The sequence below is a fragment of the Ehrlichia canis str. Jake genome (assembly GCF_000012565.1).
GTDB lineage: Bacteria > Pseudomonadota > Alphaproteobacteria > Rickettsiales > Anaplasmataceae > Ehrlichia > Ehrlichia canis.
This window is the reverse complement of sequence record NC_007354.1, coordinates 586372-606047: the sequence shown is the minus strand read 5'-3', so window position 1 is coordinate 606047 and position 19676 is coordinate 586372. Positions and strand designations below refer to the sequence as shown.

Annotated in this window: 21 protein-coding genes and 1 tRNA gene; 10 read left to right on the top strand and 12 right to left on the bottom strand. The window is 27.8% G+C overall.

Annotation, left to right across the window (positions count from 1 at the left end):
* Window positions 1-19: 19 nt before the first annotated feature.
* From ECAJ_RS02140 to ECAJ_RS02115, 6 genes are read left to right on the top strand one after another with little or no spacing between them, the layout of a single operon-like run.
* The gene (locus ECAJ_RS02140; RefSeq protein ID WP_011304529.1) at window positions 20-445 is read left to right on the top strand and encodes a HesB/IscA family protein; all 426 of its coding nucleotides are present in this window, start codon (window positions 20-22) and stop codon (window positions 443-445) included.
* On the top strand, window positions 438-875 hold the full coding sequence (hscB, locus tag ECAJ_RS02135; protein WP_011304528.1) for a Fe-S protein assembly co-chaperone HscB: 438 nt from the start codon (window positions 438-440) through the stop codon (window positions 873-875). Before ECAJ_RS02140 ends, hscB begins: the two co-directional genes overlap by 8 nt.
* Window positions 875-2731 (top strand): Fe-S protein assembly chaperone HscA, encoded by a 1857-nt coding sequence (gene hscA / locus ECAJ_RS02130; protein ID WP_011304527.1) that lies wholly within the window; start codon window positions 875-877, stop codon window positions 2729-2731. The genes hscB and hscA overlap by 1 nt, the downstream gene beginning before the upstream one ends.
* 27 nt (window positions 2732-2758) lie before the next feature.
* The gene (locus ECAJ_RS02125) at window positions 2759-3109 is read left to right on the top strand and encodes a ferredoxin family 2Fe-2S iron-sulfur cluster binding protein (protein WP_011304526.1); all 351 of its coding nucleotides are present in this window, start codon (window positions 2759-2761) and stop codon (window positions 3107-3109) included.
* 14 nt (window positions 3110-3123) lie between these two features.
* Complete coding sequence (locus tag ECAJ_RS02120; RefSeq protein WP_011304525.1) at window positions 3124-4197, top strand: hypothetical protein; 1074 nt, start codon at window positions 3124-3126, stop codon at window positions 4195-4197.
* Window positions 4181-4579: a cytochrome c-type biogenesis protein gene (locus tag ECAJ_RS02115; RefSeq protein ID WP_011304524.1), complete on the top strand. Its 399-nt coding sequence runs from the start codon at window positions 4181-4183 to the stop codon at window positions 4577-4579. The genes ECAJ_RS02120 and ECAJ_RS02115 overlap by 17 nt, the downstream gene beginning before the upstream one ends.
* Before the next feature lie 139 nt (window positions 4580-4718).
* On the opposite strand, the gene ubiG is transcribed toward ECAJ_RS02115, so the two are convergent.
* Window positions 4719-5438 carry a bifunctional 2-polyprenyl-6-hydroxyphenol methylase/3-demethylubiquinol 3-O-methyltransferase UbiG gene (gene ubiG / locus ECAJ_RS02110; protein ID WP_011304523.1) on the bottom strand — a complete coding sequence of 240 codons (720 nt, stop codon included), beginning with the start codon at window positions 5436-5438 and terminating at the stop codon, window positions 4719-4721.
* The gene (rpiB, locus tag ECAJ_RS02105; protein WP_011304522.1) at window positions 5435-5884 is read right to left on the bottom strand and encodes a ribose 5-phosphate isomerase B; all 450 of its coding nucleotides are present in this window, start codon (window positions 5882-5884) and stop codon (window positions 5435-5437) included. Before rpiB ends, ubiG begins: the two co-directional genes overlap by 4 nt.
* 144 nt (window positions 5885-6028) lie before the next feature.
* On the opposite strand from rpiB, the gene ECAJ_RS02100 reads away from it, so the two are divergent.
* Entirely contained in the window at window positions 6029-6259 is a 231-nt protein-coding gene (locus ECAJ_RS02100) for a hypothetical protein (RefSeq protein ID WP_011304521.1), read from the top strand.
* A 495-nt stretch (window positions 6260-6754) separates the two neighbouring features.
* Here the strand turns inward: ECAJ_RS02100 and ECAJ_RS02095 are convergent, their stop codons facing one another.
* The 3 genes from ECAJ_RS02095 to ECAJ_RS02085 all read right to left on the bottom strand — a co-directional run bounded on the left by ECAJ_RS02095 (window position 6755) and on the right by ECAJ_RS02085 (window position 9281).
* The gene (locus ECAJ_RS02095) at window positions 6755-7714 is read right to left on the bottom strand and encodes a hypothetical protein (protein WP_011304520.1); all 960 of its coding nucleotides are present in this window, start codon (window positions 7712-7714) and stop codon (window positions 6755-6757) included.
* Between the two features lie 206 nt (window positions 7715-7920).
* Window positions 7921-8862, bottom strand: coding sequence for a malate dehydrogenase (gene mdh / locus ECAJ_RS02090; protein WP_011304519.1), 942 nt, complete (start codon window positions 8860-8862; stop codon window positions 7921-7923).
* A gap of 62 nt (window positions 8863-8924) precedes the next feature.
* Window positions 8925-9281, bottom strand: coding sequence for a dihydroneopterin aldolase (locus ECAJ_RS02085; RefSeq protein ID WP_011304518.1), 357 nt, complete (start codon window positions 9279-9281; stop codon window positions 8925-8927).
* A gap of 194 nt (window positions 9282-9475) precedes the next feature.
* On the opposite strand from ECAJ_RS02085, the gene ECAJ_RS02080 reads away from it, so the two are divergent.
* Window positions 9476-10066: an RDD family protein gene (locus tag ECAJ_RS02080; protein WP_011304517.1), complete on the top strand. Its 591-nt coding sequence runs from the start codon at window positions 9476-9478 to the stop codon at window positions 10064-10066.
* Between the two features lie 1072 nt (window positions 10067-11138).
* Here ECAJ_RS02080 and tsaD read toward each other — a convergent pair.
* The 4 genes from tsaD to ECAJ_RS02060 all read right to left on the bottom strand — a co-directional run bounded on the left by tsaD (window position 11139) and on the right by ECAJ_RS02060 (window position 14000).
* Window positions 11139-12191 (bottom strand): tRNA (adenosine(37)-N6)-threonylcarbamoyltransferase complex transferase subunit TsaD, encoded by a 1053-nt coding sequence (gene tsaD / locus ECAJ_RS02075; RefSeq protein ID WP_011304516.1) that lies wholly within the window; start codon window positions 12189-12191, stop codon window positions 11139-11141.
* 13 nt (window positions 12192-12204) lie between these two features.
* The gene (locus ECAJ_RS02070; RefSeq protein ID WP_011304515.1) at window positions 12205-13185 is read right to left on the bottom strand and encodes a TAXI family TRAP transporter solute-binding subunit; all 981 of its coding nucleotides are present in this window, start codon (window positions 13183-13185) and stop codon (window positions 12205-12207) included.
* Window positions 13185-13952: a triosephosphate isomerase gene (locus tag ECAJ_RS02065; protein WP_011304514.1), complete on the bottom strand. Its 768-nt coding sequence runs from the start codon at window positions 13950-13952 to the stop codon at window positions 13185-13187. Before ECAJ_RS02065 ends, ECAJ_RS02070 begins: the two co-directional genes overlap by 1 nt.
* A tRNA-Thr gene (locus ECAJ_RS02060) sits at window positions 13928-14000 on the bottom strand. The genes ECAJ_RS02065 and ECAJ_RS02060 overlap by 25 nt, the downstream gene beginning before the upstream one ends.
* Before the next feature lie 121 nt (window positions 14001-14121).
* Between ECAJ_RS02060 and rsmA the strand changes: the two genes are divergently transcribed.
* Complete coding sequence (gene rsmA, locus ECAJ_RS02055; protein ID WP_011304513.1) at window positions 14122-14910, top strand: 16S rRNA (adenine(1518)-N(6)/adenine(1519)-N(6))-dimethyltransferase RsmA; 789 nt, start codon at window positions 14122-14124, stop codon at window positions 14908-14910.
* Window positions 14911-15227: 317 nt separating this feature from the next.
* On the top strand, window positions 15228-16244 hold the full coding sequence (locus ECAJ_RS02050) for an NAD(P)/FAD-dependent oxidoreductase (RefSeq protein ID WP_011304512.1): 1017 nt from the start codon (window positions 15228-15230) through the stop codon (window positions 16242-16244).
* Window positions 16245-16841: 597 nt separating this feature from the next.
* Here the strand turns inward: ECAJ_RS02050 and ECAJ_RS02045 are convergent.
* The 3 genes from ECAJ_RS02045 to atpG are packed head-to-tail and all read right to left on the bottom strand — an operon-like array spanning window position 16842 to window position 19619.
* Window positions 16842-18176, bottom strand: coding sequence for a TldD/PmbA family protein (locus ECAJ_RS02045; RefSeq protein ID WP_011304511.1), 1335 nt, complete (start codon window positions 18174-18176; stop codon window positions 16842-16844).
* 12 nt (window positions 18177-18188) lie between these two features.
* On the bottom strand, window positions 18189-18761 hold the full coding sequence (folE, locus tag ECAJ_RS02040; protein WP_011304510.1) for a GTP cyclohydrolase I: 573 nt from the start codon (window positions 18759-18761) through the stop codon (window positions 18189-18191).
* 12 nt (window positions 18762-18773) lie between these two features.
* Entirely contained in the window at window positions 18774-19619 is an 846-nt protein-coding gene (gene atpG / locus ECAJ_RS02035) for an ATP synthase F1 subunit gamma (protein ID WP_011304509.1), read from the bottom strand.
* Window positions 19620-19676: the final 57 nt, after the last annotated feature.

Sequence of the window (19676 nt, the reverse complement as noted above, 5' to 3'; positions counted from 1 at the left end):
AAAAAAATAAGGTTTTTACATGAATAATGAAATTTCTATATCTTATAATAATGATGGTAATTCTTCACAGATCAGATATTATATAAATAGCGAAGTAACAAGTAAATCACCAATTATCATAACAGAAAATGCAATAAAAAAAATAAGACAGCTTATAAAACAAAAAGAAGATGCAGTTATTGGCATTAGGATAATGGTAAAACAAAAAGGATGCTTTGGTTTTAAATATAACATTGAATATGCATATGATATCAAATTGTTAGATGTAAAAATTGAAGTAGAATATCAACATGAAAACTTTACTATATTAATCGATCCAAAAGCAATGATGTTTATCAATGGAACAGAAATAGATCATGTAGAAAACAAAATATCTTCAGGATTTACATTCAAAAATCCTAATGAAAAAGGAAGATGTGGGTGTGGAGAAAGTTTTTATGTATAAAGATTATTTTTCACTATTTAAATTAAAACAAGAATTTTGCATTAATATTCAAGTATTAGAACAGAATTATATAGCATTACAAAGCAATTATCATCCAGATTTATTCTTTTTAAAATCAGAAAAAAAATTAGCATTAGATAATATAGCAGAAATAAACAAAGCATACCAAATTTTAAAATCCTCTATCACAAGAGCAGAATACTTACTGCAAATCAAAGGAATTACTGCTGACAAAAATGATATAAACAGTATAATAGAAGAAATATTTAAAATACAAGAATCAAATAACATTGATATTGAATACCAAATCTCATCAGCCACTAAAGCCATGGAAGACGCTTTTTCTAGAGAAGATTTCAATGAAGCTGCAAAACAAGTGATAAAATTAAAATATCTTAGGAAAATTCAAGAAGATAGGGGTATTATTTAATGCAATTAATTAATATAACAGAACCAAAAACAAATGAAAATACACTTGCATTTGGAATAGATCTAGGAACTACTAACTCCTTAATCTCTATGATTGATAATGAAGGTAAAACAATAATATTCTCAGATGAAAATGGCAGATTTTTAATTCCATCAACAGTAAGTTATATCAATAATCAAGTTGAAGTAGGAAAAAACTATTCTAATGATAACACTATTTCTTCAATTAAAAGATTAATGGGAAAATCAATTAAAGATATAAATGAATTATCATCAGAATTATTATTTAACATAACTGATCAAGGTAATAACAATATATACATAAAGAAACAAGACGGAACATATGTTACACCAGTTGAAGTATCAGCAGAAATTCTTAAAAAACTGTGTAAAATCGTCAAAGATAGTACTAATCTAGAAGTCAAAAAAGTAGTAATAACAGTACCAGCATATTTTGATGAAGCAGCAAGAAAAGCTACGAAAGATGCAGCACATCTGGCTAATCTTGAAGTATTACGTCTTTTAAATGAACCAACTGCAGCAGCACTAGCATATGGTATCGAAAAACCAGAATATGAAAATAATATCTACATGGTATATGATTTAGGAGGTGGAACATTTGATGTTTCAATACTAAAATTACACCAAGGAGTGTTCCAAGTATTAGCAACTGGTGGAGATACAAATCTAGGAGGTGATGATATAGACTACTTACTTGCAAAATTCATATATAATAAATATCAGAAAGAAGAAAATATTAATAATATAGAGTTTAACAAAGAATTATTAAGCTATTTAATTCCAGATGTAAAACACGCAAAAGAATACTTAAGTGAAAACTATAGTGGCAGTTTTACATTTAAAATACATGAAAAAAACTTTTCTTGTAAAATTAGTAGAGATGAGCTACAAGACATAATATCAGATTTATTAAATAAAACTTTAAGCATCATAACCTCAACAATCAATAGTATAGAGCTTGATTTTAACAGTATTGCAAAAGTAATACTAGTAGGTGGAGCTACTAAAATGCCCATAATCAAAAATATGCTAAATAATATATTTCATAATAAAGTATTCTGTGACATAGATCCTGAGAAAATAGTAGCAGTTGGAGCTGCTTTACAAGCTTATTATCTATCTAATCCACATATAAAGAATAAACATGTTTTAATTGATGCTCTACCTCTCTCACTAGGGATAGAAACTATGGGTGGTATTGTAGAAAAAATTATTCCAAGAAATACACCAATACCTGCATCTGCAACACAAGAATTCACTACTTACATTGATGGACAAAATTCTATACAAATACATGTCTGCCAAGGAGAAAGAGAAATGGTAGAGCATAATAAGTCCTTAGCAAAATTTGATTTAAAAGGAATACCACCATTACCTGCAGGTTCTGCAAAAATTATAGTAGAATTTAATGTTGACATGGATGGAATGCTAACTGTCTCAGCACAAGAAAAATCTACAGGAATAAAGCAATCTGTTAGCATAAACAATACATGTGAATTAGATCAAAAAGAAATAGAAGATAATATTATAGATTCAATTAATAATTTTGATAGCGATATGCAAATGCGTTTAATAGCTGAACAAAAAGTCGAAGGACAGAGAATTATTACAATTATCAAAAACGCTTTAATTGCAGACAAAAACTTAATATCTGAAAAAGAATTCAATATAATCAATCACGCAATAACAGAAGCTGAAAAAACATTAATAAATGGTAATATTGATAAAATTAACGATGCTATAAATAACGTTGAAGTACTAGCAGATGATTTTATTAAAAAAAGAATGGATTTTTATTTAAAAAAATCTATTGATAACTGTAACATTAATAGTTAAATAAATATAACATTTTGGAGGTATATTGTGCCATTGATAACATTTATTTCACCAGATGGAAGCCGCAAAACATATGAAGCCTATGATGGAGAAACTTTATTAAGCTTAGCACATAGAAATAATGTAGATTTAGAAGGTGCTTGTGAAGGTTCTTTAGCATGCTCTACTTGTCATGTAATAATTGATCCAAGCTGGTATGATATAGTTGAGAAACACAATGAAATCTCTGATGAAGAAAATGACATGCTCGATTTAGCATTTGGATTAACAGATACTTCACGTCTTGGATGTCAAATAATTCTAACAAAAGAACTTGATGGATTATGTGTAATTCTACCAACTGAAACACGCAATATATCTTTTATAAAAAATGATTAATTAATTACAACAAAATGAAATACTTCAACAAAAAATTAATTGTAATTCCATCAGTTGTTATTACATTACTTTCATCTTTGTATGTAGGTACTTGGCTCGTTATCGCAACGCATGTTAAAGCAACTATATCAAAAGCTCTAATACATATTGACGCATCGTACAACGACAATATACAAATTACAGGATTCCCTTTTACTCCAAAAATAAAAATCTTAAATCTAAAGATAAATTTACCTTCTTTAAACATATATGCTCCATCAGTATCGTTAAAATACCGTTTACTGAGTGACACATTAGAGTTCTCAGGAGAAAATACCACATTAAAATCTGAAAATTCAACAAAAATTATAAATAATGAACAACAATACACACTAAATTGTCAATTAAACGATAAATTTAACTTATTAGTTAAACCTTCTAAAAATCTTATACTTTCACTACTGGATAATAAAAATGATAAGAAAGCATATTTTTCACAAATAATATACGAAGATAATGGCATCAGTTGTAACAATAACAATATTACAAACAAAAATTCTATTTCTATCAAAACTAATGAACACACATCTCCAGATAATTTACTTACAATGCTACAATATAAAATAAATGCAAACATTATTGGGAATTCAGATACAAATACAAATATAAAAATAAAAGATGCTATTATGACATTAACTACCTCAGACACTGAATTTAAAGAAATCAGTGCTGTAATAGATAACATAGGTATTACATTTAAAAAATCACTTATTTCAATTTACGGAACATTATTATTTCCATTATCTATGGATTACAATAAAACAAATAACGAAGGTTTAACAATAGAAATAAGCGGAATTAAAGATATTATTAGACAACTAGTAGAAACAATATCTCATAAATCAAATAATGCAGATAAAATCTCTTATATATTGCAAAACTATATATACTCAATTGCTAAAAAAAAAGAAAATGGTAACATTTTATTATCAATCAGTCAGACAACTAATCCTTTTAACATTTTTATATGTAAAATTCCTTATGAGGAGTTTATTAATAAAATAAAGTTAATCACAAATACAACAAATAAAAGTGCAAATAAAAAATAATTTAGTATTTATTATTACGTTCACGTTATCATTTTCCTCTGCATACGCTTTTTCAATAGATAAAAAGCTAGTAAATAATGATATGGAGTTGCGTGCAATTAATCTATTTAAAATAGTAAGATGTTTAATTTGTTCTGGAGAATCCATTTATGAATCTCAATCACAATTAGCTTATGATATGAGAGCAATGATACGAAATAAAATTCAAAATGGTTATAACGATGATCAAATAATTACTGAATTACGAAATTACTATGGCAATCAAATAATTATCAATCCTCCATACAACTCATATACTTACTTATTATGGATACTACCTGCTCTTATTTTTATAATAGGAATAATCTTATCAGTGAAATTTATGTATAATAGAAGAATATAAAGCAACTTAACATATTTGAGTAATAACTTTACCTTCAATATTATTGCATATTATTAATCTCATATCATAATCTAATTGTAACTGAGATTTATAATAATTATTGTATTGAAATTTATTTGCTTTAAATTTCACATAATGTTTACATTTTCTGTGCAGATAAAATGTAATTTACAGAAATATCATCAGATAACACCCAATCTTTCTTCATTATGTTAAAATTTATTCCCTTAATTTCTTTTATAGATATATCATTCAGTAAAAACAAATTTGCAATTTCTGAAGGCTTAACAAATTTATTCCATTGATGAGTATGACGAGGAACCAATTTAAAAACATATTCAGCATACACTATTGCATATAATAAAGATTTCATTGTCCTATTCAATGTAGACAAAAATATTATCCCATTATCATTCAATATATTACTTATAGAATTGATAAAAACTGATAAATTATCAACATGCTCAACTACTTCCATAACAGTGATAATATCATATTTTTCTTTTGTACTAACTAATGAATCTACGTTTACACAGCAATAATCTAAATTACATAAATTACGATTCAAGGCATGTACTTTAGCAATATTAACACTCTCTTCACTAGCATCTATTCCAAAAACTTTCATACCTAAACGAGCCATAGATTCTGATAATAAACCGCCTCCACAGCCAACATCAAGAACTGATAATTTCTTAAAATCTACACCAGGAGTAACTTTATTTATGTAATCAACAATATACTGCATTCTTAAAGGATGCATACTATGTAAAGCTTTGAATGGACCATTTTCATCCCACCATTGACTAGCTATTTTTGAAAATTTTAATAATTCATCTTGATTAACTGTCTGATTCATAAACAATTATCTATTTTGATTATTCTTTGCACATGCCTTCCTTCAGAAAATTTTGTAGTGAGAAAATTATAAACTATGGATTGAGCATCTTCATAACTAATATGTCTAGCTCCAAGACAAAGTACATTAGCATCATTATGCTCACGTGCTAACCTAGCTACTTCTACATTATAGCACAAAGCTGCTCTAATTTTCCTGTGACGATTCGCCACAATACTCATTCCAATACCTGTACCACATATTAAAATACCAAACGCCAAACTATCATTAATTACACAATCTACAACATTCTGTACATAATCCGGATAATCCACAGGAACACCAGACTCAACACAACCATAATCTTCTACAATATAGCCTAAATTATTCAAATACAATTTAATAACTAACCTTAACTCTACCCCAGCATGATCAGAAGAAATAAAAACTTTCTGCATAACTAACATAATTGAACATGATCTAATGTCTATATGAAATAATATGAAAAGTCAACATCATAAACATTATTACAACTTAAACGCTATAATTTCACTTTACAAATGCAAGATAATAGTGTACAAACTTAATATTAGGTTACTAAGTTTCAAAATATGGAAGATCCAGGAACCATGATAAAATGCACCTTATCTTATTTAAATAATACAAAGTCTTATACATCAGCATTTAAAAAAAATGTAATAGAAGCTTTCGAAGCTAGATTGATAACAGAAGAACAGTTCACATACATGATACACCATGTGACAAAATTTATAAAAAAAATTGAAGTGTACGAAAATATGTTTTTAGATATATACGATAAGCACTTCATATCTAAACAATAACAATTACTTTTTTTGAGCATATAACATTTTTACTTTGTATTATATAATTTTTTGCAATAGATAAGCTGCACAGCTCCAGGTTGGGAAGTGTATTTTTACTATCACAGCATTTTTTAATTAAGACAACAACATCAATAATTTATTATTTAACTTACAAATAGAAAGAAGCTTCTACTTAGATTACATATTATTTATTACCAAGAATAAAAAAATAATAAATCTTAATTCGTTTTATCTACATTAAAAACACCTGTTTACATATACATAATAATACTCTATATTTTAATAAAGAAATTTTGCAAATACATATAATCTAGAAAATTTTTAATATAAAATAGAAACCTACAACACAAACTCAATATATCTTTTAAACTTATTTATCAACTAGCAAAACTTTAGAAATATGTTAATAAATATATCCTATTTTAAAGTGAATTTCATATTTTTATGTGCTAAAACCTACAACTATTTATCTTTCTTGTAATTAACTAAATCTCATAATATTATTATCATTGCAACATATACTGTAATCAACACATGTATTCTCACTGAAACATTTACCAACACATTATCCATACAACCAGTGTTATTTTTTATCAATGCATTATTAACAATCTTTTGATAATTATCATCACACCTTTTTAATAAAGAAAAACACCTCTGAGGAATAGTCAATCCATCTTCTCCAACTGCTTCCATATCAGCTAAAAAACTTCCCTTCATACGTACTTTATAAAATATCTGTGATTCTTTAGTCACACTATTAATTGTAACACTAACTATACGTATCATACAATCTAAGCAAATAACATTATCCAATAACTTTACAGCATTATATAAATTTGCTATTCCAGGTTTATAATGCCCACTTTCATTACTGATATCACGAATCATACCATTATCAACCCTGATTAAACCAGCACATATTACTGGCATACCAGCAGCCAACGTTGAATGAAAATATGTTTGACCTTTGCTACGATCACACACTATGTGATCATGTATTATCAAATTTCCTCCTAAAGTTATTACATAAGCAACTCTTTTACCTGAAGTATTATATAATTTCCCATCACAAGAATGTAATCCAAAACTAAACTCATCTATTTTCTTTATTACAAGAGTATTACAGTATTGTTCCTTTAAAGAAAACCACTTTACATTGATAAGATAACCCCGATACGGTATTTCACTATCTGTTTCTCTTCTAGACTTAATCTCACTATAAATTACTTGATGTTCTTTACTCTTTGCAACAATACTTGTACCATTCAATGAAAGTATTGGCTTATTAAAAATATCCAAACTTACTTGTTGCTCTTTTGGAATTCCATAACAACTCTTTGCAGCAACTTTTCTAACATCTTTTACAAACATCCTCAATAAAGCGATTTTCTTTTCTTTATTAGATGCAATAACTATGTCATCATCTTTTTTACGGACTGAAAATAGCATTAATTACAGTAAATTATTTAAATACAGTGAATTTAGTAATACACACTTATATTATAAATTATTGCTATAATAAATTCCATAAAAAACTAATAAATAGTACGACAAAGGTAAAAAACCTAACTACTATCCTAAATAACAAAATATTTGTTTATTATTCAAGAAATAGCGTGAGAGATAATTAAAAAAGCTTAGAAAACTAACTTCAGTTAAACATTACTTACTAAATTTTTGATTAATTTTACAGAATTATCAAATATGTTTTTTTCTTGTTCGGTTAATTCCAACTCGATTATTTTTTCCACTCCATTTCTTCCAATAATAACAGGAACACCCACAAATAAATTGCTTACGCCATATTCACCTTTTAAATAAACAGAACAAGGTAATATTAGCCTTCTATCATTTAAATAAGAATCTATCATTAATAATGCAGACTCAGCAGGAGCATAATAAGCTGAACCTATTTTTAGTAAACTTACTATTTCTTCTCCACCTTTTCTAGTTCTTTCTATAATTGCATCAACTTTATCTTGAGTAATCAAATCAATTTTTATCAAATCAGCTATAGATATTCCAGCAACTGAAGAATATTTTACTAAAGGAAGCATTAGGTCTCCATGGCCACCTAATACCAAAGAATTAACATTATCAACCGATACGTTCAATTCCTTTGCAATAAAATAAGAAAATCTCGCCGAATCAAGTATACCAGCCATACCAACAACCATGTTACTTGATAATTTCGAATACTTATGCATAGCAAAAACCATTACATCAAGTGGATTAGTAACTACAACCACAAATGCATTAGGTGCATATTTACCTATATTGTCTGCTACTTCTTTTATGATATTTACATTAGTATTAATCAAATCTTCACGACTCATTCCAGGTTTTCTAGTAATGCCAGCTGTAACGACAATGGCATCAGCACCTTCAATATCAGCATAATTATTAGTCCCTAATATTTCACCATTATATTTTCCTACTGGAGAAGATTCAGCCATATCAAGTGCTTTTCCCTTAGCTATGCCATCATTAACGTCTAATAAAACTACATCTCCTAAATTTTTCAGCCTAATCAAATAGGCTATCATACCACCAATATTACCAGCACCAATAAGAGCAATTTTTTTACGCTTAATCATTACTTACCCCTTTTAAAAGAATACAACACAAAGTTTAACCAATTACAGAACATATACAATACTTAAGTATTGACATCATTTTGCATAGACTCTAATTCAACACTAACTTTACCATCGATATTTATAGCAGTAGGTTTATACAATTTTAAATAACAATGACAAATTCTCTTATCTTTCATAATATAATCCAATAGTTCCGACGCCATTATCTCTAACAATTCAAAGCTATTAGAATTAGCAAAGTTAATTAAACTATCAGTAAATAAACTATAATCAATAGTATCTTCAATATCAGAGATAGCATTATAACAATAAAGTGTTACATCACAATCTACTATTATCTTTTGTCTTATTACTTTTTCCCAACGACGTAACCCAATACAAGTATATACAGCCAAATCATGAATCTGTATCTTCATATAAAAATCATATGTAAAAACTACAAAACATTACAAAGCAAGATACATTATTACCAATAAAAATCAACCACAATATAACTCTTACTTGATGATAAATGTTACTGATGTTAATATAACTTTCTATAAAATATTATTGTATTTAATTCTATAGTAGCTATAAATATCAATATTTACATAATTTAGAGTAATATAAAATGTTTTTATATAACTACTTACCTTTCTTGAAAAAAAACAAACAACCTCAAGATGAGAATACAATCTGTTATTCAGGTGGGCTAAGAAGACTTACTAGTATACTAATAGATTTTGCTATTTTAATATTTATCTTACAAATTATACAGAATGTTTATTCTTATTTCTTCATGTATGAACAAACAGATAATACTGTAATAAAAATTATAGAGAAATATAAAATGAGTGTACCACTTACTGAGCAAGAAATACAAATCAAAAATAAATATTTATACAAAGCCATTTGTGGGCAAATTATTCAAATGATTGCTATGTATATATATGCTGTATATAGTTGGGTGAAGTTTTCCGCAACATTAGGAAAATTTCTCATAGGGCTAAGAGTCGTTGATGCAACAACATTTCAAAAAATAACATTAACTCAATCAACAAAACGAGTTTTTGGCTCAATTTTGTCTTGTATCCCACTATGTTTAGGAATACTATGGTGCAACTTTAACAAGCGTAAACAAACATGGCATGATAAGATTGCAAATACTGTCGTAGTAACTAATAAAAGCTTAAAAAATTATCATAATAATCATAACTCATAGCTCTGTTAAAATATTGAAGCAGGGATAATTATCAGCATTCTATATTTTTAGTAAATTTATTTTATTATATTCCCGTATCAACAGCTTGAGATTCAAGTTTTTTCAATGTTTTTTAATAGTGTATTACATAATTTTTTACAATACAGTTCACTATATAATAATTATCACAATTGCTATAACTTTCTACTTATGTTATCACACTTAACTGTAACTTAATTTTTACTTAACTGGCTATTTACTAACAAAAAACAGAATTTTCTCCTAATGATTAATATACATCGTAATTAATAGCAATACTTTCATTATTACAACAAGGTATAAAACTTAACATCATATAAAGAAATAATAACTTTGTTGTGTAAGTATCTGTGATATTGCTTCTCTAACAATACTTTCCAATTTAAGAAAATAAGTATTTAAACTTTGCAAAATTACTTCTATAAAATCCACTTAGTTTGCAGATGCACTTGTATAAAAAATGTTTAAGAACTCTTAGACTATAATCTCCTATTAGCTTGCAATACAAAGAATAAGATATTTCCGTTTTTGGTTCAGTGGTAGCAACTTTTCTTTCTAAAATTGCAATAAAACTTCTACTATTATGAACAACCTAAGCATATAAAATCTTTGTACCATTCCTACATGCTACTCTTTCTCTATAGCCATGCGCATTTTACAAACTAACTGACATTTGCTAAATTAGATTCAGTTTTAACCCTACAGATCTGAATACTAAATCTTACCACCTGATAACGTATTGGAAATTACAGTGTCAGATCATTACGTTCATTTTGAATCTAATTTGCTTTGCATGAATGTTTAAATCTTTCTTTAAATCCACTAGTATTTACCTAATAAGCAAAATAAAATCAACAATCTACTCACACAATTAACTACTTGTATTTTCTACATAATATACCATTTATTAAATAATAAACCAAACTTAAGATAACTAATAGACTTTGTAATCATTATCTATATTTCATTTATTTTTTTAATCTCAATATTGCTTTATTGTACAAAAAATTTTGTACATAACTATTTTAAAAATAGTCAATAGTATAAAATCCATCTACTCTTTCATTATATTAGACCTTAAACTTTCCAAAGGCCATCTTGCCTTCGGAGCAAAATCTAAATTTGAAACATAATCTTTCACTAAATTTTCAATACCAGCCCACCCTATCATAATACCATTATCAGTACACAACTTACTTGGAGGATAAAATATTTCAAAATTATTATCAGAAGCACATCTTAACATACGTTCACGTAACAATTTATTTGCTGCAACACCACCAGTAACTACTAATTTATCAATTCTTTTATCTATAGCTTTTGACATTGCAATTGCATTATTAATTCTATTTACCAATATATCACCAACACACTCTTGAAAAGATGCTGAAATGTCACATATCAATTTATTATCTATATATTCATGATTCATAATAATATTCCTTACAGCAGTTTTAAGACCAGAAAATGAAAAATCACATCCACAACGGCCAGTCAATGCTCTCGGTAAAACAAAGCTTTTACTATCCCCACTCAAAGATTTTTTCTCAATAACTGGCCCCCCAGGATACCCAAGATTCAACATTTTTGCTACTTTATCAAACACTTCACCTAAAGAATCATCTAAAGAAGAACCTAATTTATGATAACAACCTACATTATAAACTATTAAAAACTGACAATGCCCACCAGATATTATCAACAACAAAAATGGAAAATTAATTTCATAAAACATGCGAACAATTAAAGCATGAGCTTCTAAATGATTAATCTCAATTATAGGCTTACCAGTAACACTAGCAATACCTTTAGCTATCATCACACCAACTATTAACCCACCAATAAGCCCTGGACCAGAAGTAACAGCAACAGCATCTATATTATTTAAAGAAAGTTGCGACTCTTCTATACAACTAACAGTTAAATCATATAAATAATTAATATGAGCACGAGAAGCAATTTCTGGAACAACTCCACCATATTCTGCATGTTCTTTTTGCGAAAGAATTTTATGTGATAAAACTTCCTTGTTACTGTTTACAATAGCAACAGCAGTCTCATCACAACTTGTTTCTATCCCTAGTACTACTTTTACTGATTTCTTCACTTAATTTAATTGTTTATTTTATAGCACCGATTTCTTTATAGTAGCGTTTAGCACCATCATGCATAGGAGTAATATCTGCCCTTGCCATATCTTTTACAGTAATAGTTTTTAAAGCTCCAGTAACACCACGTAATTCTTGCAAATGAGTTACCATAGATTTTACTATCTTATATGCTAAATCATCACTTAAATCTGTAGTTGCAACCAAGGATGCCTTTACTGATACAGTATTTATATTTGATGAACTATTATATAAGCTACCATTAATAACATCTTTCTGATAATAAGGATACTTAGCATGCAAATCATCTATCAATTTATCATCTAAAGGCACAAACATTATATCACAAGTTGCAGATGCCTCTTGAATTGAAGCATTAGGATGTCCAATTATATCAACCATAACATCAATTTTATTATCACACAATGCTTGAGCCTGTTCTGAAGATTTTAATTCTGCCATTACTGAAAAATCTTTCCTGGTCCATCCTTTTTCATTCAATAATTTTAACATTGCAACTCTTACACCAGTACCAGGGCTACCAATATTAATCCTTTTACCTTTTATATCATCAATAACTGATATATTAGAGTTTTTTCTAACAACAATAGTAAGATATTCCCTATGCAATGATGCTAACATTCTTAAATTTTCCATAGGAAGCATTTTTTCATAAAAACCTAAACCATTATATGCGTAATATTCCAGATCTGACTGAACGATACTTACATCCATATTCGAATAACGTATAGAATTGAGATTATATACACTTCCAGTAGTAGAAGAAATAGAACAAATAACTTTATTACTGCTATCTTTATAATCACTTGTTATGAACCTACAAATACTACCTCCAATAGGATAATATACTCCTGTCATAGAGCCAGTGCCAATTAAAATATATTGCCTACTAGCATTATCATCTATTGAAACAACTGCATTACTAAAAAGCACACTAATAATAAACAAACATAAAATTAACATTTTTTTCATTAGTTTTGCCTCACATTTACAGCACCATGTATTATATTATAAAAACTATCTAATTTTAAACTTGCACTACCAACCAATACACCAGATAATTGATTTATAGCAATAACATCTCTTATATTATCTTGATTTACTGCACCACCATATATAATGTCAGATGTACTATCGTATGACCTAATAACCTCTAAAGCTTCAGTTATCATATCAATAGAAGGTATAGTATTACTCCCTATTGCCCACACAGGCTCATAAGCTATAATAAATTTACCACTTTTAGGAAAAGAATTATAACATTGATTTAATAATGAGTCTTTTAGCATACCATTTTCTCTATCTAATAAAGTTTCTCCAACACAAACAATTGGTATCAACCCAGATTTAATAGCAGCACTTGCTTTCAACTGTACATGGTAATCAGATTCATGAAATATGCTTCTTCTTTCAGAATGACCAACTATTACATAACTACATCCACAATCATATAACATTTTCGCACTAACTTCACCAGTATATTTTCCTTCAGTTTCATAAAAGCAATTCTGTGCACCAAACTTAATACAAGAAATACAATCAACCACTTTAGGTAGTGCAATAAAAGGTGGACATAACACTACCTCTAAATCAGCCTTTACATTAGTTAAATTAATACTTAATTCCTTTGTAAAAGAGGAAAAGGTAATAAAGTCACCATACATCTTCCAATTAGCAACGATGAGCAATGACATAAAAATTACTAAAAATAACGTGCCGGCTATAAGACTTGAACTCATAACCCCCTGATTACAAATCAGATGCTCTACCAATTGAGCTAAGCCGGCTAGGGTTTTAATTTTATATACGTAATATTATAAAAGTCAATACCTAGAAACCATATTTTCTATCCAATACACTACTTTACATGTATAATAAGCATAATCTACCATTACATCAATTTTAATTATGTATCATGTTAACAGGATATATCCTAAAAAAGAGTTAAGCCAATGTTTTATATCTTCATCACACATTACAGACAAAATAGTTAATTATGCTGGAAATATTAGTGATTATTCAATAATAGAAATAGGACCAGGACTTGGCACAATGACTTATTCTATATTGAATAAAAACCCAAAAAGATTAATCTCTATTGAGAAAGATAGTAGGTTAATGCCAATACATAAGAAAATAGTTGATGAATTTAATGGAAAATATGAATTTATATTATCAGATGCACTAAACATCGATTTAAGAACTATTATAGAACCTCCAGTAAAAATAATAGCAAACTTGCCTTACCACATTGCAACACCTCTTTTGATGAAATGGATAAATTATATTGATTTTTTCACTAGCTTTACATTAATGTTTCAAAAAGAAGTGGCAGATCGTATAGTTGCACAACCAAATAATAAGAATTACAGCATATTATCTGTACTTATTCAACTATTATCTAATGTATATAAAATGGAAGATTTTGGACCAGAAATATTTTCGCCACAACCTAAAGTAATGTCATCCGTTATTAACATTATCGTGCTACCAAAACCAAGATTCAATGTAAATCACAATAAATTATCACAAGTGTTAAAAGTAACATTTGGTGAACGAAGAAAAATGATACGTTCTACATTAAAAAAACTTATTAATAACACAGATGAAATTTTACAATCTTTAAACATCAATAATAATCTACGACCTGAAAATTTATCAATAGAACAATTCTGTAAAATTGCAAATTCTATATAACACTACATAATATTATCAGATGCTAGTACATTTGCTAAACTCATACTTAGTACTGGAAATACTCATAACCTTATTATGCAGCATCACACATCAACACATCCTTATATTTTATAGAACTTAAAGTACTTAATTAAATAATTGATCATTTCACTTTAAATATAGTATTTTTCTTTACATGGTTCTTTTTTACCATTATCAGTTATAATATTTTATACATTCACACATGTTAAATAGCATTTTCTAGAATATTTCTAGATAAATTCTCTTCTTTAGTTTAATGTATTAGAATCAAATATAGATAAATATATGAGAAAAATATGACTGATTACACAACTGATATAGCAGTAATAGGGGCTGGACCTGTTGGAATATTTACTGTATTTCAAGCTGGTATGCTTAAAATGCAATGTTGTGTTATCGACGCATTAACTGAAGTCGGCGGTCAATGTACAGCATTATACCCAGAAAAGCCAATATATGACATACCTGGATACCCTATAGTTAGTGGTAAAGAATTAATAGATAACTTAAAAAAACAATCTGAACCTTTTAATCCTCAGTATTTATTAGGACAAATTGCTGAAAAAATAGAAGATTACTCAGATTACTTTTTAATAAGAACAAGCAAAGGAATTGTCATACAAAGTAAAGTTATTGTAATTGCAGCAGGAGCTGGTGCATTTGGTCCAAATCGTCCACCTATAGATAATATACTAGATTATGAAAACAAGTCAGTATTTTATCAAGTAAAAAATATTTCAGACTTTCATAATAAAAACATCATGATAGCTGGAGGAGGTGATTCAGCTGCTGATTGGGCAGTTGAACTTTCAAAAATAGCAAGTCAGTTGTATATAGTACATAGAAGGAGAAATTTTCGTTGTGCTCCTAATACAGCACTACAAATTGATAACTTATCACAAAACGGAAAAATAAATGTTATTGTTCCATATCAAATTAAGAAACTGCTTGGAGAAGAAGGAAAATTACATTCCGTAGTTGTACAAAATATCACAAACCATGAAGAAATTACATTACAAGTTGATTACTTATTCCCATTTTTTGGCACATCTGCAAACCTTGGTTCAATGCTAAACTGGGGAATAGAAATCAAAGGTTATCAAATGACAGTAGATTTTGAAACTTGTAGAACAAGTCGTGACAGAATATATGCTGTTGGTGATATAGCTACGTATCCAGGAAAGGTTAAATTAATACTTACAGGGTTCTCAGAAGCTGCAATGGCATGTCATCACATATATCATATAGTATATCCTAATTCTCCATTAAATTTTCAATATTCCACTTCTAAAGGTATACCAAATAAGAATTAATAAATCACATTATGAACTATGTTTAATCATTTGAGCAATATAATACTAATACATAATGTACTTTATTTGATAAACAAAAAAGTGTACACACTAAAATATATTAAAAAATAAAAAGCAGCTAAAATACAATTAAAGTATCTTACTACTTCCTGTATATAGTCCTATAACCAACTACATATATTCTGCCACAGCTTGGTCTACAAGTTTCAAAGTCTATATTTTTACAACTTTTGATCTTAAGACTTTTATATCAATGTACATCACAATAATAAAATGTACTATATTAAAAATACCTATATAAAACATAAAATGATAATCTAAAAAAATTACTTATACAGACAATTACCAACAATATATAAAGTACTTTTACTACTACAATAGTTTTAAATGATATAATTAAAGCATTTTTACTACATATATACTATACAACAACAATAAAAGCATTATACTGAAAATACTTATAAAATACCAAGTTATAAACCCAAAAATTATTTCTACAGATTATTATAAATAACATACAAAGCACTTTTATAATAAGTTACATATATCACAATAGTTCTACCAAATAAAGATTTAGAAAAATAAGTTAAAAATTTATTAACCAGCAATTGTAACATCATTTATCCTGACAGTAGGAGAATTAATTGAACCAAGAAATTGCAAATCATTTGCAACATACATCTCAGCAAACATATACTGCAATTTACTAGCAATTGTAATTTCATTGACTGGATAAGATATTTTTCCATTTTCTATAAAAAACCCTGATGCACCTTGACTATAATCACCAGTAATTAAGTTAATTCCAAATCCAAAAAGATCAGTAATATACAGCCCTTTCTTTATATCTGACATTAATTCTTCAACAGATACATTACCATTTTGTATATAGAAATTGCTCACTCCAGGAGTAATCGATGCATTAGGATGTCTTATAGCATTTCCTGTACTTTTTAGTTTTAATTTATTAGCTGAACGTATATCTAAAATCCAACTTTTTAATACACCATTTTCTACAACAAATTTCTTACTCCCAACAACTCCCTCTCCATCAAAAGGTCTAGAAGATAAGCCACACATCATTAAAGGATCATCTATTATAAAAATATCATCTGGAAAAACTTTTTTATTAATACTACCATTTAAAAATGAAGTCTCATTTACTATATTATCTCCTCTTATAGCACTTGCAAAATTTCCTAATAATGTACTAGCTATTCTATTCTCGATTATAACAGGCATCTTAGAAGTTTGTACTTTTCTAGGATTTAACCTATTAATTGCTCTTGATGCCGCCTCTTTTCCTATTTCTATAGGATTTTTAATATCATTAAAATTACATACACAAGAAAAATCATATCCTACTTCCATTTTATCATCCATGCCAGCAATAATAGCAATGTTACTTACAAAATTAGATTTACTATAAGATCCTATAAAACCATTTGAAGTTACCAACACAACATTTGTTATACCATTAGAAAATGATGAGCCTTCTGAATTAATAATTCTACTATCATAAGATAGAGCAGCATTTTCCATATCTTCAATAATTTTTTTACATTGATCAATTGTAAGAGTAGTTCTATCTAATATCATCAGATCATTACCACTCATCAAATTCACCTTATCAACAAATTCATTATAAAGGGAAATATATGGATCACCTGTAGATAACTTCGCCATAGAAATTGCTTGATTGATCAACTCTGAAATATTAGAAAATTCATTAGAAGAAACACAGGCAAACTGATTATTATTTACAATAACTCTAATCCCTATTTTACAGTTTTTAGATTGAACAACCTCATCAATTTTATGCAGACGTTGTGACAAAGATAACTTATCACTTTGATAAATTACTACATCACCAATATATCCCATACTCTTTATTTTTTTTACAGCATCTTCAGCTATATTTAAAATATCCAACTTATCCTCCAATCAACCAATATTAGTAAAAAATTCTTTTCTAAGATCTATATTATCTTTGAAAATCCCAATTACACAAGTGGTTTGCAAGTCCAAGTTATTTTTATCTATTTCTTCACAACATGCAACACAATCATGTACTGCTTCAATAGATACAATAACTCCTTTGGGAGATAAATAATAATCCAATGCGTTAGCGATTTCCATCGTTAATCTTTCCTGAAGCTGCAATCTTTTTGTAAAACAATTAATCAATTTAATCACTTTACCTAAACCAAATATTAACTTATCAGGAATATACCCAATATCTATTTTACCTTTTATAGGCACAATATGGTGTTCACAATAAGATGTAAACTCAGTATTTTTAACAATTATCATACCGTCATAATTTTCACCAAGTAAAACTGAATCTTGCATAGAAAGCATATCTACTTGATACCCTGAAAAAAACTTTTTATAAATATTCAACACACGCTTAGCAGTACCAGTAAGACCTACTCTATCTGGATCATCACCTATCCACCTGATCAATAAATTAATAGCTTCTTCTGCTTGACTATCAGAAGGTTTGCCATTTTCCATAAACTCTCATTATTAATTCAACGATTCAAAACCACTAATTATCTCTATTAAGTCAGTAGTTATAGAAGCTTGCCTAGAACGATTATATTCTAATGCCAATTTATTTAACATATCCTTAGTATTACGATTTGCAGATTCCATAGCAATCATACGTGAACAATGTTCACTAGCGGAATTTTCTAAAAATGCAATATACATTAAATTTAATATATAACCTAAACTTATAGTAGAAATAACATCAATATATGTTGGCTCATATTGATACATCTCTTTTAACAAAACTGACATTTCAACATTACAAGGTATTAATTCTTGAGCACTAGGTTTTTGCAATATAGTACTATAAAACTTATTAAATAGAACTATAACATTATCAAACTTTTCAAAATTAACACCACTACTATACACAAAAAGCTTAAAATATAAAAAATTTGTAATAGACTTAACATCAGGCAATACATTCAATATCTTGTCTGAATACTGACTATACATCATATCATACGCCTTTTTGCCAAAAAACAACAAATTTACTTCTTTATTATCACTTTCCAAGTCTTCAATATAAGATTTAGTAAACTTAACTATCAGATTATTAAAATTACCACACAATCCCCTATCAGAAGACATAATAACCAATAAAACCTTTTCCTTTTTATGTTTAGAAAACACATCACTTACATTATCTTTATCAACAGAATCTATAACATTACTTATTTCTAATAAATGCTTCCTAGCATTTTCCAACTTTTGTTGTACCCTATGTAACTTAGCAGCAGATATCATCTGCATAACCTTAGTAGTCTTTTGTATAGACTTTACACTTTTTATTCTTAACAACAGAGCTTTAAGATTAGCCATAAATATTAATTAAAGATATTTAATCAAAAGTATATTATCTGTTTACTAGTTATACAA